The sequence below is a fragment of the Thiocystis violascens DSM 198 genome (assembly GCF_000227745.2).
In the GTDB taxonomy this organism is placed as follows: Bacteria; Pseudomonadota; Gammaproteobacteria; order Chromatiales; family Chromatiaceae; genus Chromatium; species Chromatium violascens.
The window spans coordinates 2,358,818-2,372,023 of record NC_018012.1; the positions used below are offsets into that span (position 1 = coordinate 2,358,818).

Below are 13,206 nucleotides of genomic sequence, written 5' to 3' on the forward strand. Positions count from 1 at the left end.
AGATATCACTCTATTACGAGATACCTACATAGAAAATGCTTATATCATAGCCGGTCGGTTGCGAGATAGTTGCTGTTTCGCGGCGCGTTCGATTCGCCAAATACCTGATAGAGAATACTGATTCTTTAAGGAAACTTTCCATGATCAACAACAGGACCAGCCAGTCGATCGGTTTCGCGCTGGCGGCGCTCGCGGTGAATGCCCAGAATCCAGCCGGCGCGGCGGGTTTTTCGCTGCCTGAAGCCTCCACCGCCGGCCTGGGGACCGCCAACGCGATGGTCGCCAACCCCAACGAAACGGGCGCATTCCCCTACAACCCCGCCGCCATGGGCTTCCATGATGCCTCCAGTCTCGCGGCCGGGACGATTCTGATCGGCCCCAGTTTCAGCGTGGACACCGCGAGCGGCGATCACGACAGTCAGGGCGCGGACTGGCTGGCTGGCCCGATGCTTCAGGGCATGTTCAAGCTCAACGATCAGTGGCGGCTCGGTCTGGGTCTGACCGCTCCGTTCGGGCTGGAGACGCGCTGGGAGGATGGCACCTTTCCGGCCGTCAGCACACTGCCGCCGCCTCGGAATCTCCCGCGCGGACATCCGACCGCCAGCAAACTGGAGATTCTCGATTTCAGCCCGACCGCGACCTATCGAATCACCGACGATCTAAGCCTCGCCGCCGGACTGGACGTGTATTGGGCCAAGACCGCCCAACTCAACTCGACCGCCGGGCAACTCAGCGGCGACGGCACCGGACTCGGTTTCAACCTCAGCGCACTCTACCGGCAAGGCCCCTGGAGCCTGGGTGCAGCCTTCCGCTCGTCGGCGACCCTGAGTCTCGAAGGCGACTACGCCCCGCTCAGCCAAACGCTGGTCACGATGGGCCGATTGGCGCCCGCGCAATCCGCCGAGTTGGATGTCAACCTGCCCTGGCGACTGCAAATTGGCGCGCGTTACGCCTTCAATGACCGACTGGCCGTGGAATTCGACGTCACCCGGACTGGCTGGAGCGAATTCAGAAATCTGAAAATCGAGGGTAAAAAGACGGGGACGCTGATCTTCAACGATGCCAACAACTGGGATGACGCCAACGCCTACCGTCTCGGCGCGACCTACCAGTTGCGCCCCGCGACTCAGTTGCGCGTCGGTTATTCCTACGATGAAACCGGTCAAGGAGACGATCACTTCAGCGCCAGAGTGCCGGACAACGACCGTCACCTGTTCAGCATCGGTCTCGCCCAGACGCTGGGGCAGGGGTATTCGGTGGAAGCGGGCTACATGTACGTCGTGGCACGGGATCGCGACTATCGGGGCGGCACCCATTATGTCCCCGGCGGCGACCTCAATGGCACCGACGCACTCAATGGCGACTACTCGATGGACGCCCATCTGCTCGGTGTGGAGATCGTCAAGGTCTTCTGAAATCCCAGGGAACTCATCACTGCCATTAAGTGAAGCCGTTCGTGTTGAGGCTCTCGAACCACGAACGGCTTCACTTAATGGCAGTGAGGTAACTCGTCCGCGACATCCAGGGCTAACCAGGAACAAGCGTGGACGGCAAGCATCCCGATCCCTCACGCCTTGCGCAGATAACATGCTTTCAGCATGAAGCTACCCCCGTCGATCTTGCAATCGACCTCGTGATCGCCGCCAACCAATCGAATCTTCTTGATCTTGGTGCCCACCTTGAGCGTCGTGGACGAACCCTTCACCTTCAGATCCTTGATCAGCGCCACGGTATCGCCATCCGCGAGCGGGATGCCATTGGCATCCCGCACCACCCCCTCCGCCCCCTCGTCATCGCCAACCGCCACATCCATCGGCCATTCGTGGCCACACTCGGGACAGATGTAGAGGGTACCGTCGGAATAGACGTTGTCGGCGGAGCATTGGAGACACAGCGGGAAAGATGACATCGGGTTTCCAGAGTGAGTGGCCGAAAGGATGGCGTGACAAGGCGCGCTCCACGGAGAAGCGGCCCTGCCCCAGGGACTCATTGCGTTCAGACGCCGAAGAGTTCGTTAAAAAAGACCTGCATCCGCTGCCAGGAGCGGGTGTCGGACTGGGCGTCGTACTTCAGATTTTCCATGCCGTACTCGCCAGCATTCGGGTTTGTGAAGCCGTGCCGCGCGCCGCCGTAGAGATCCATTTCCCAGTTGGCACCAGCCGCTTCCAGCGCGTTCTGGAAGTTGGTTACGACCTCCGGCGCGACAAAGCTGTCGGCCTGCCCATGCAAGACCAGAAGCCTTGGCTGGATCTTGCCCTTGACCTCCGCCGGCGCGGCGGGTAACGAGCCGTGGAAGCTGACGACTCCTTTGACATCGGTCCCGCCATAGGCCATCTGCAACAGGGTGCCGCCACCGAAGCAATAGCCGATCGCGGCGATGCGAGCGGTGTCGACGAGATCGCTCGCTTGCAGTTGCGCCAGACCCCGGCTAGCGCGCTGGCGCCAGAGATCGACATCCGCGGTGATTTCCTGCATCCACTCGCTGGCCTGCTCTCGCTTGTCGGTGACACGATTGCCGCCGTACATATCCACGGCAAAGGCCACATAGCCCAGCTCCGCAAGCATGCGCGCGCGCTCCTTCGCATAGTCGTTCAGTCCCCACCACTCGTGAACCACCAGGATGCCGGGGCGCCGACCGCTGAGCGCGTCATCCCAAAACAGATAGCCGGTCAGCGGCGTCCCCTCGTCGTCATACGTGATCGCTTTGGACTGAACCTCGGCGTGGACGACCGTTCCGACCGCCAGCAAAAAGAGCATTCCGATCAACCGAAGCATTGGATTTCTCCCGTGAGGATACCTGAGGGTGTCGAGATGAGCATCGCGGTGTGGATGGATCCAAATCTTCGCGCTGGACCGCGCAAGGATCGAATGGAGAGCATTCGGGCGGAGCGCTACGGCATCGCCTGAAATCCAGCCAGTCGAACCGTCAAGATGCGGGTGCAATGGGTGGCCGGTCGATTGACCGGCCAGCGCTAAACCGCGTCCCGAGCGAAAAACGTCGTTTTCGCTTTTACCCCCGCGTCGCGGTCAATCAAGGCGATCGGCGAGACGCGGTTTAAATATAGAGACAGATATCGCTCTCGCCGGCAAACTCGAAGAACGCCGCCGCGCCGGCGTATTCCACGCCGTCGATGAAGTCGCTCTTGTCCATATCGAACAGATCGACCGTCATCTGGCAGGCGATCAGCTTGACTTCGGCCTCCTGACACAGCTCGCGCAATTCCTCGACGCTCGCGACGCCCTTATCCTTCATTTTCTTCTTCATCATCGCGGTCATCATGCCCTGCATGCCGGGGAGCGTCATCCCGAGCACGGGGAACCACTTATCCATGCCCATTGGCATCGGCATGCCCGGATTGCCAAGCGGAGTCACCTCCAAAGCCAGATTCTTCTTCAGCAACTGAAGACCATAGAAGGTGAAGAAAATCTGCGTTTCATAGCCCAGCGCCGAAGCCGTCGAGGCCAGAATAAAAGGCGGATAGGCCCAGTCCAGCGAACCCTTGGTGGCGATGATTGCAAGCTTTTTTGGTTCCATCGAGTCCTCCTCGCTGCGCGGTTCAGGCGCGCGGGTTATTGTGATGAGTCGATCATTGAAACCGCGTTCGCGGCGAGTTCACGCAAGGCCGAATCCAGCTCGAAAACCATGCGTACCCTAGTCAAACGCGGCTTACCGAGTTCAGGATTTCTTGATAAGAAAATGGAACTTGCCGCCCTCTTCACGGGACTCCGTCAATTCGTTACCGGTCTGCTTGGCGAAGGCATCGAAGTCCTTCACCGAACCGGGATCGGTCGCGACGATATGCAGAACCTGACCGCTCGCCATTGCATTCAGGGTCTTCTTCGCGCGCAGGATCGGCAGCGGACAGTTCAGGCCGCTCGCGTCAAGTTCTTGATCGAAATCTGCCATGGAGTACCTCCAGTCTGGGGCTATTTAGAATATCAGTAGACACAAGGATTCGGGTTTATAGGCGAAAGACTACAAAAAGGCAAGCGGGCGCGATCCCGCGCTCACCCCGGAAAGACGAAGCTCAAACCTGACAACGCCGCTCGCTCAAAAGGCAGGCGTCTCGATGGGGAATCCATGCCGCGCCCACGCGATGATTCCGCCGCGCAGATTCAGAACCCGGTCATAGCCCTGCTGCATCAGATAGGCGCAGGCCTGATACGAGCGCGCGCCGCTACGGCAATACAGCACCACCTCCCGATCCTTGGGTAACTCGCTCAGGCGCAGCGGGATCAGATGCATGGGTATCAATACAGCGTCGGGGATGGCGCCCTGCGCAATCTCGGCCGGGGTGCGAATATCCACGAGCAGCACCTCCTCGCCATCCGTGAGCCGCTTGCGCAGCGACTCGGAATCGATCTCGATGATCACAGTGTCGTCCTACCACAAAACAAACTAATTAAGTATATTAAGGACTTTTGACAATCAACTCAACGATCCTGCGGGGTCTTCGCGGCTGAACATAACCATGGAACTCCTCCCGATCTTTCTTGACATGAAGGGCAAATCCTGCCTGATCGTCGGCGGCGGCACGACCGCGGCCCGCAAGGCAAGCAACCTGCTGCGCGCCGGCGCCGCGATCACGGTCGTCGCGCCGCGGTTGTGCGAGTCGCTCGCCCGCAAGGCCGAGACAGGCGAATGTCGCCACCTCGGCCGCCCTTTCGAGCCAACCGACATTCCCGGTCACACCCTGATCGTCGCCGCCACCGACGACCGTGACGTCAACCGACGCATCGCGGAACTCGCTGGCGGCTCGGGCATCCCCGTCAACGTGGTCGACGACCCCGATGCCTGCACCTTCCTGCTACCCTCGATCGTCGACCGCTCGCCCGTCACCATCGCCGTGTCGAGCGGCAAGACCTCGCCGGTACTGGCGCGGATGCTGCGCACCCGGCTCGAAGCGCTGATCCCCGCCGGCTACGGCCGGCTCGCCGACCTCGCCGGACGCTACCGCGAACGGGTCAAGACACGCTTCAGCGAGGCGCGCGACCGCCGCCGCTTCTGGGACCGGGTGCTGCAGGGCGCCGTCGCCGAGCGCATCCTCGCCGGCCAGTTCGCGGAGGCCGAAGCCGTCATTGCACGCGAGCTGGCCCCGGACGCACTGGAATCCGATATGGGCGAGGTCTATCTGGTCGGCGCCGGACCTGGCGACCCGGATCTCATGACCTTTCGCGCGCTGCGCCTGATGCAACAGGCGGACGTGGTGGTCTATGACCGTCTCGTCGCCTCGCCCATCCTCGAAATGACACGTCGCGACGCCCGCCGCATCTATGTCGGCAAGGAGCGCAACCATCACGCCATGCGTCAGGAGGAAATCAACCGGCTGCTCGCCGATCTCGCCAAGGACGGGCATCGGGTGCTGCGGCTCAAGGGCGGCGACCCCTTCATCTTCGGGCGCGGCGGCGAGGAGATCGACACCCTAGCCGCCGAGGGCGTGCCCTTCCAGGTCATCCCCGGCATCACCGCCGCCTCCGGCTGCGCCGCTTATGCCGGCATCCCGCTGACCCATCGCGATTATGCCCAGTCCGTCACCTTCGTCACCGGCCATCTCAAGGACGGCACCATCAACCTCAACTGGCCCGCGCTCGCCCAACCGAACCAGACGGTCGTCTTTTACATGGGCCTGGTCGGCCTGCCGGTCATCGTCGAGCGACTGATCGCCCATGGCGTCTCGCCCGAGATGCCCATCGCATTGATCCAGCAGGGCACGACCCATCTGCAACGGGTCTACTCCAGCACTCTGGCGACCATCCTGGACGTCGTCACGAGCGACCCGCCGCAACCACCGACGCTCGTCATCGTCGGCGAAGTCGTCACGCTGCGCGAAAAGCTGAACTGGTTCCGCCCGCCCGACGTGCCCGTCGAGGGGGCGACCACGCCGATTGTTTAGGCTGCGGGTGAATTCGGCTGTTTTCACGCAGGATCCACCTTGCGGCTTCGTTGGGTATCCTTCTTTTTGCCTTTCGCCTCCAGCGCATGTGACATGGAATTGACGACAATGCATCCATCGACGACACCGACGCCAAACTCTGGCGCCGCGCACTGGCTTCTGCTCGGCCTGCTCCTGAATCCAGCCTGGTCCCAGGCGAGCGAGGAGATTGAACCAGCGAAGCCGAACAGCCCCAAGGAAACGGCCACGGATTTGAGGCAAGACGCGTCGGACAGGGTTCCGACACGGCCGAGTTCGCCTGATCGGCCAATCCCCAAACCAGCCCCCCAGCGCACGGAACTTAAGTCCAAAGTCGACCAGGCCGCGCGCCAGCATGGCCTGGATCGCGACCTGGCGCACGCGCTCATCCGCGCGGAAAGCGCCTACAACCCGCAGGCGGTTTCCTCGGCGGGCGCGATCGGTTTGATGCAGGTGATGCCGGAGACGGCGGCGGATTATGGCGTGCAAAATCCTGACGCCCTGTTCGAGACGGAGACCAACCTGAACACCGGCATGCGCCATTTCAAGCGTCTGCTCGACAAATACGGCAACATCGGCGCGGCGGTGATGGCCTATAACGCTGGCGAGGGCGCGCTGGAACGCAGCGGCGGTTTCGTCTCCTATGCCGAGACCCAGCGGTATACCCATCAGGTGTTGACGAGCTATCTCGGCAGCAAGGGCATCGACCCCTATTCCGCGCGGGCGCGCGAGGCGACCGGCATCGCCTTGACGCCCGCGATGGCGACCGCTGGCGGCGGCAAGGCTGGCGGGGGCGTCCGGCGCAACGAACCCGACACCGCTCGGCCAGTAACCGATCAGGTCTGGCAGTCGACAGTCAGGCGGCCCGAGTTCAGGCCCGAATTCAATCGAGTCGCGAGTTCGCGGTCGCGCGCCATACAGACCAGGGTGTCGTCGCGTTCGCCCTCCCCTCTCGCGCTGAAGGTTTCCAGCTTGCGGATGACACCACCTCGTTATGCAAATCAACTGTCCAGGGCAGTCGCCGCCAAGCGTCGTTAAGCGGTTCTGTCGAGTTATCGCCAAGACCGGGTTCCCGTGGCAATGAACGCGGAACCTGATAAAGCCCTTATACCATCGCGCCAGCGAGTCGACTAAACTAGCGCGTCCCTGACTTTGATTTGGCAGCGATCCTTAAAATGATCGCCCGATCACCAACCCGAGGAAATACACATGGCAATCAGTTTGCAGAAAGGCGGGAACGTCAGCCTGACCAAGACCGATCCGGGCCTGATCAATGCGCTCGTCGGGCTGGGTTGGGACGCCCGCTCCACCGATGGCGCGGCCTTCGATCTGGATGCCAGCGTCTTTCTGGTCGGCGAGACCGGCAAGGTGCTGTCCGACGGGCATTTCATCTTTTACAACCAGAAGACCTCGCCCGATGGCGCCGTGGTCCACTCCGGCGACAACACCACCGGTGCCGGCGAAGGCGACGACGAAACCGTCTCGATCAATCTGCCGGGGGTCGACGCTCAGATTCAGCGCATCGTCTTCGCGGTCACCATCCACGAGGCCGAGACCCGCAACCAGAACTTTGGCATGGTCCGCAACGCCTTCATGCGCGTGCTGAACAAGGACAGCAACACCGAACTGGCCCGCTTCGATCTGTCGGAGGACTACTCGACCGAGACCGCCATGGTGTTCGGCGAGGTCTACCGCAACGGCGCGGAATGGAAGTTCAAGGCCGTCGGCCAAGGCTTCGCCGGCGGTCTGAATGCGCTGGCGAAGGACCATGGGGTGAATGTTGGCTGACCGTCGGGGGCGGGTTTCAAACCCGCCCCTGCTGGTGCTTTATCCCTGACACCTTGCCGGGAGGACTCAGCCAATGCCCACGTTCACCGTCACCGGGGAGATCGATCCCTTCCTGCACGTCAGTCTGCAAAAGGGCGAAAAGATCTTTTGCGAATCGGGCGCCATGGTCATGATGGAGGCAGCGCTTCAGGTCAAGGGCCAACTGCGCGGCGGTCTGGGGCGTGCCCTGCTGCGGCGCATGGCCACCGACGAATCGCTGTTTCAGCAGGAAATCGAGGCCGTGAGCGGCGACGGCGACTGTCTGCTGTCGCCCACCCTTCCAGGCTCGATCGAACTGCTCGATGTTGGGCCGGGCGATGCCTATACGCTGTCGGATGGCAGTTTCGTGGCGGCGGACTCCTCCGTCGAGGTGCGCGCGCGCATGAACACGGTCGGCGGCGGGCTGTTCGGCGGCACCGGCGGATTCGTCATCATGGAGGCGACGGGGCGTGGCAAACTGGCGGTGTCCGGGTTCGGCTCGATCTTCACGCTTGACATCGCGCCTGATCGCGAAACCGTGATCGACAACAACCATGCGGTGGCCTGGTCGTCCAATCTGCAGTACGAGGTCGGCATGCCGCAGACCGGGGGCGGGTTCTTCGGGAACATCGTCAATTCGGTGACCTCCGGCGAGGGTCTGGTGCTCCGCTTTCGGGGCCAGGGCAAGGTCGTGATCTGCTCGCGCAACCGCGGATTATTCCAACCGCAGGCCCATTAAACCGCGCTCGGCGCGGTCGGCGATGTTTTTTAATAAGAGCAACCTCGGCAGCCTCTGTGCCTATCGGAGCGGGCGCGGTTTAAGCGATTAATCAATCAATTTCACATCGAGGAATCTTGAGATGGGTATCAGCCTGCAGAAAGGTCAGAAAATCTCGCTGGAGAAGGAAGCCGGCGGCGGCTTGACCCGTATCGTCATGGGCCTCGGCTGGGATGCCGCGAAGGGCAAGAGCGGCGGCATGCTGGGCGGTCTCTTCGGCGGTGGCGGTGGCGAGAGCATCGATCTCGACGCCTCCTGCCTGCTCTTCGACGAGCCGGGGAATCTGGTCGATACCGTGTGGTTCCGTCAACTGCGCAGCCAGGATCGCAGCATCGAGCACACCGGCGACAATCGCACCGGCGAGGGCGAAGGCGACGACGAACAGATCAAGGTCGATCTCGCGGCGGTTCCGGCCAACGTGAAAAGCCTGGTCTTTACCGTCAACAACTTCACCGGCCAGGATTTCTCCAAGGTCGAGAATGCCTACTGCCGCATCATCAACGGCAGCAATAACAGCGAGATCGCGCGCTACGACCTGAGCTGTCAGGGCAGTCATTCGGCCATGATCATGGCGAAGGTCTATCGTCACGGCGGCGAATGGAAGATGCACGCCATCGGCGAGGTCGGACAGGGCCGGACGGCGGAACAGCTGCTGCCGCAGATCAAGCCGCATCTGTAAATCCGACAGCGACGGCACCATGACCCGCGTCTGGTTCAACCGAACCTTTTCCAATGTCCGTGCCGTTTTCGACCTCGTCCGTCAGGGCGACGAAGCCGGCGAATTCCATCTGGTCTGCTCGCACACCCAGAAGGAGTTCCCCGGCTTTCTGTCGGCGCACGAATTCGCACTGGAACCGACCGGTACGGTCGGCGAGGCCTATCTCGACTTTTGTCTCGGTTTTTGCCGGAAACGGCGAATCGATTTCCTCTGGCCGGGCAAGGGCGTTCAATGGCTGGCCGCGCACCAGGAGCGCTTTGCCGAACAAGGTGTGCGCGTCCTGACGCCAGCGTCGGCGGACCATCTAACGACACTGATGGATAAGGCGCGCTTCTACGCGGAGGCGCGGCGCTTTTCCATTCCGCCGCCCGATTACCTGGAATTTCGCACGGCCGATGAATTCGAGACGGCCTATGCGCGGTTGCGCGCCTCCCACGAGGTGCTGTGCGTCAAACCCGCCGAGGGCGTCAACGGCGCCGGTTTTCGCGTCATCGACGAGCAGCGCGGCGGATTGGAAATCCTGCTGCAAAACGCGCTCTATTCGATTCATCGCGACGGCCTGCGGCGGCTCCTGAGTGAGTCGGAGACCTTTGAAACATTGCTGCTGATGGAATTCCTCGAAGGATATGAATTTAGCGTCGATTGCGTCGGCGATGGCCAGCGGCTCATCGCCGCCGTCCAGCGGCGAAAATCAAAAGCGGGCGGGTACGGCCAGGAGATCGTCGACATCCCCGAACTCACGCAAGCCATCCGCGAGATGACCGAGGCTTTCGGGCTGCTCGGACTGTTCAACGTGCAATTTCGGGAAGGGCGGAACGGCTTTCGCCTGCTGGAGATCAACCCCCGATTCTCCGGCGGCATCGGTTACGCGGGAGCGGTCGGTATCAACCTCCCCTATCTGGCGTTGCATGGCTTGACGCACGGATTTTCCGATCAAGCGCACAAGGTCGACAGCGGTGTCCGCGTGCTGGAACTGGCCCACTTCCGCCGGGTCGAGGATCACGTTTGAGCGAATCGCACCGGGCGGAACTGCCCACCGGAATCCTTGATGTCCAGGTGCGCGAATCCGCGTTTCCGCTGGATGAACTCTGCGGTTTCGCCGCCCGCAACAACCCCAAGCGAGGCTTTCTGTTTCTCAGTAAGGTGCTGGGCAAACACTGGCCGGCGGCGCCCTCGCGGATGCTGCGGGTGCATGAGTATCTGGCGTCCGCGCTGGACCTGGGGCCAGGCCCCTGGGCCTTCATGGCGATGGCCGAGACGGCGACAGGTCTCGGACAAGGTGTCTTCGAGGCGGCGCTGACTCAACGGTCCGAGGCCGACGCGCTCTTTCTACATTCCACCCGGTATCGCGTCGCGGGACGTCCGTTCCTGGAGTTTCAGGAGCCCCATTGTCACGCGCCCGATCAAATGCTCTATGAGCCGTTAAACGCACGTCATCGGGAATTATTCCAGACAGCCCGCGAACTGATCGTGGTGGACGATGAAATCAGCACCGGTTCCACCCTCTGCAATCTGGTCGCGGCCTATCGGACGCGGAATCCGCGACTCGAACGGGTGCATTTCGTGGCGATCACCAACTTCAGCGGCGAACCTAGCGCCGACCAATTTTCAGAACGATTGGGACTGCCGGTTCGGTGCGTGGCGGCGCTCCACGCGGATTTTTCCTTCCAGCCGGCAGCCGACTGGGAGCACGAACCAGCGCCGGCTGCGGTGGGCGACAACCGGCGCAAACCCGGTCAGATCGCCGACCATCTTGGACGCTTCGGCATCGATCGGCCCATCTCGATTTCTGAGACGGATCGTGAGAGTCTGTCCGTCGGACTGCCCCCCGGGGCGCCGATCCTGGTTCTCGGCACTGGGGAATTCATGCACCTCGCCTTTCGGGTCGGACTGGAGTTGGAATCGCGCGGATTCGCCGTCGCGGTGCAGGCGACCACCCGCTCGCCGATTCTGCCCGGCGCCGACATTGGACACAGACTCGTTTTCGCGGACAATTACGGGGAAGGCATCCGGAATTATCTGTATAACGTCGATCCCGACGATTTCGCCCGTATCATCGTCTGCCATGAAACGCCGCTCGAAGGTCTGGGCGATCTGATGCAACACCTGGGGTCCAACTGTCTGACCTATCGCTATTCGCACTCAATGGAGGATTTATGGCCATCAGTTTGAACAAAGGCGGCAACGTCAATCTGAGCAAAGAGGCGCCCAATCTCGAAAACGTCCTCGTGGGCCTGGGCTGGGACGCGCGCGCGACCGATGGGCAGGCGTTCGATCTCGACGCGAGTCTCTTCATGGTGAAGGAAGACGGCAAGGTGCCGAGCGACGCCTATTTTATCTTCTACAATCAGAAAACCTCGCCCGAAGGCTCGGTCGAGCACACCGGCGACAACCTGACCGGCGCCGGCGAAGGTGACGACGAATCCGTACATGTGACACTGTCGAAGGTGCCGCCCGAGATTCAGCGTCTGGTGATCGTGGTCACCATCCACGACGCCGACGCCCGCAGGCAGAATTTCGGCCAGGTCGCCAACGCCTTCGTCCGGGTTGTCAATCGCGACAACAATCTTGAAGTCGTCCGCTTCGATCTCTCCGAGGACTATTCGACCGAGACCGCGATGATCTTCGGCGAGATCTACCGGCACGCTGGCGACTGGAAATTCAAGGCCGTGGGCCAGGGATATGCCGGCGGACTCCGTGCGCTCGCCTTGCAACACGGCGTCAACGTGGGTTAAGCGGATGAATCTACAACGCGGACAACGGGCCAAAATCGCCGATCTGGTCCCCAACGGCCAGCGCTTCACGCTCGGCGTGGCCGTGAACGCACCCGGCCTGATTCTCGATTTCGCCTGCTTCGGCCTGGATGGTCAGGGCAGGCTTTCCGATGATCGCTACATGACCTTCTTCAATCAGCCGACGACGCCCTGCGGCGGCGTGCGGCTGGAAACGCCCGCGGGCGATGCGGCGGGTTTTGCCGTCGACCTTGGCAAACTCCCCGCGACCATCGAGCGTCTGACGATCACCGCCGCGCTCGACGGCGCCGGCGCCATGTCCAGCATCGGCAGCGGTCATGTGCGTTTCATGGATGCCGGCCGCGAGACGGGGCGCTTCGACTTCAGCGGCGCCGACTTCGCCGCCGAGCGCGCGCTGATGCTGCTGGAGATCTACCGCAAGGACGGCGTCTGGCGCACCAGCGCGCTGGGCCAGGGGTTCAATGGCGGCATGGCGGCACTGGTCGGACATTTCGGCGGCACCGTGGAGGAGACACCCGCCCCAGTCTCGGCACCCGTTCCGCCCAAACCTCAGCCGGCGCCGCTCAATCTGAGCAAGATCACCCTGGAAAAGCGCGGCAACACGGTTTCGCTCGACAAGAAGGCCAATGCGGCCCACGGCGAGATTCTCATCAATCTCAACTGGACAACCCGCGCCGGCCCCGTCAAAAAGGGCTTTTTCGGCGGCACCCGTTCCAACAGCATCGATCTGGATCTCGGCTGTCTGTACGAACTCAAAGATGGCTCCAAGAGCGTGGTCCAGGCGCTGGGCAATACCTTTGGCGAGTACCGGGATCCGCCCTATATCGCCCTCGACGCGGACGACCGCACCGGCACCCGGACCGAGGGCGAGAACCTGCGCATCAACGGCCAGCATTGGGATGACATCCAGCGCATTGTCGTCTATGCCTTTATCTACGAAGGGACTCCGAACTGGGCCGAGGCCAACGCGCGCATCACCCTGAAAACGCCCGGACAGCCGGAAATCGAGATCCAACTCGATTCCAGCCGCAACGATCGGCCCATGTGCGCCATCGCCCTGATCGAGAATCAGGGCGGCTCGGTCAAGATCACCAAGCTCGTCGATTACTACCGGGGCCATCTCGATGTCGACAAGGCCCATCGCTGGGGCTTGGATTGGGTGAGAGGCAAGAAGGATTGATCGCCAGCGTCGCCTGCCCACTGAACAACATTTTCGTCAATCGCGATCCAACAGAGAGC

15 protein-coding genes are annotated in these 13,206 nt (G+C 61.8%); 10 read left to right on the plus strand and 5 right to left on the minus strand.

Annotation, left to right across the window (positions count from 1 at the left end; all coding sequences use genetic code 11):
* The first annotated feature begins 140 nt into the window (after positions 1-140).
* On the plus strand, positions 141-1,415 hold the full coding sequence (locus THIVI_RS10420) for an OmpP1/FadL family transporter (RefSeq protein WP_014778556.1): 1,275 nt from the start codon (positions 141-143) through the stop codon (positions 1,413-1,415).
* 152 nt (positions 1,416-1,567) lie between these two features.
* Here THIVI_RS10420 and THIVI_RS10425 read toward each other — a convergent pair whose 3' ends face one another.
* The 5 genes from THIVI_RS10425 to THIVI_RS10445 all read right to left on the minus strand — a co-directional run bounded on the left by THIVI_RS10425 (position 1,568) and on the right by THIVI_RS10445 (position 4,375).
* Positions 1,568-1,909 (minus strand): zinc ribbon domain-containing protein YjdM, encoded by a 342-nt coding sequence (locus THIVI_RS10425; RefSeq protein ID WP_014778557.1) that lies wholly within the window; start codon positions 1,907-1,909, stop codon positions 1,568-1,570.
* An 86-nt stretch (positions 1,910-1,995) separates the two neighbouring features.
* Positions 1,996-2,775: a dienelactone hydrolase family protein gene (locus tag THIVI_RS10430; protein WP_014778558.1), complete on the minus strand. Its 780-nt coding sequence runs from the start codon at positions 2,773-2,775 to the stop codon at positions 1,996-1,998.
* Between the two features lie 280 nt (positions 2,776-3,055).
* Entirely contained in the window at positions 3,056-3,535 is a 480-nt protein-coding gene (gene dsrE2, locus THIVI_RS10435) for a sulfur carrier protein DsrE2 (RefSeq protein WP_014778559.1), read from the minus strand.
* Between the two features lie 141 nt (positions 3,536-3,676).
* Positions 3,677-3,907, minus strand: coding sequence for a sulfurtransferase TusA family protein (locus THIVI_RS10440; RefSeq protein ID WP_014778560.1), 231 nt, complete (start codon positions 3,905-3,907; stop codon positions 3,677-3,679).
* A gap of 144 nt (positions 3,908-4,051) precedes the next feature.
* A complete protein-coding gene (locus THIVI_RS10445) occupies positions 4,052-4,375 on the minus strand; it encodes a rhd_2599 family sulfurtransferase (protein WP_014778561.1) in 324 nt (107 codons plus the stop codon).
* A 97-nt stretch (positions 4,376-4,472) separates the two neighbouring features.
* Between THIVI_RS10445 and cysG the strand changes: the two genes are divergently transcribed.
* The 9 genes from cysG to THIVI_RS10490 all read left to right on the plus strand — a co-directional run bounded on the left by cysG (position 4,473) and on the right by THIVI_RS10490 (position 13,147).
* Complete coding sequence (gene cysG / locus THIVI_RS10450) at positions 4,473-5,894, plus strand: siroheme synthase CysG (protein WP_014778562.1); 1,422 nt, start codon at positions 4,473-4,475, stop codon at positions 5,892-5,894.
* A 108-nt stretch (positions 5,895-6,002) separates the two neighbouring features.
* The gene (locus THIVI_RS22760; protein WP_014778563.1) at positions 6,003-6,950 is read left to right on the plus strand and encodes a lytic transglycosylase domain-containing protein; all 948 of its coding nucleotides are present in this window, start codon (positions 6,003-6,005) and stop codon (positions 6,948-6,950) included.
* 171 nt (positions 6,951-7,121) lie between these two features.
* A complete protein-coding gene (locus THIVI_RS10460; protein ID WP_014778564.1) occupies positions 7,122-7,700 on the plus strand; it encodes a TerD family protein in 579 nt (192 codons plus the stop codon).
* A gap of 73 nt (positions 7,701-7,773) precedes the next feature.
* On the plus strand, positions 7,774-8,457 hold the full coding sequence (locus THIVI_RS10465) for a TIGR00266 family protein (RefSeq protein WP_014778565.1): 684 nt from the start codon (positions 7,774-7,776) through the stop codon (positions 8,455-8,457).
* 121 nt (positions 8,458-8,578) lie between these two features.
* Entirely contained in the window at positions 8,579-9,175 is a 597-nt protein-coding gene (locus tag THIVI_RS10470; protein WP_014778566.1) for a TerD family protein, read from the plus strand.
* Between the two features lie 19 nt (positions 9,176-9,194).
* Positions 9,195-10,223, plus strand: coding sequence for an ATP-grasp domain-containing protein (locus THIVI_RS10475; protein ID WP_014778567.1), 1,029 nt, complete (start codon positions 9,195-9,197; stop codon positions 10,221-10,223).
* Positions 10,220-11,386, plus strand: coding sequence for a phosphoribosyltransferase domain-containing protein (locus tag THIVI_RS10480; RefSeq protein ID WP_014778568.1), 1,167 nt, complete (start codon positions 10,220-10,222; stop codon positions 11,384-11,386). The genes THIVI_RS10475 and THIVI_RS10480 overlap by 4 nt, the downstream gene beginning before the upstream one ends.
* Positions 11,371-11,949 carry a TerD family protein gene (locus tag THIVI_RS10485; RefSeq protein ID WP_014778569.1) on the plus strand — a complete coding sequence of 193 codons (579 nt, stop codon included), beginning with the start codon at positions 11,371-11,373 and terminating at the stop codon, positions 11,947-11,949. The genes THIVI_RS10480 and THIVI_RS10485 overlap by 16 nt, the downstream gene beginning before the upstream one ends.
* Positions 11,950-11,953: 4 nt before the next feature.
* Complete coding sequence (locus tag THIVI_RS10490) at positions 11,954-13,147, plus strand: TerD family protein (RefSeq protein ID WP_014778570.1); 1,194 nt, start codon at positions 11,954-11,956, stop codon at positions 13,145-13,147.
* Positions 13,148-13,206: the final 59 nt, after the last annotated feature.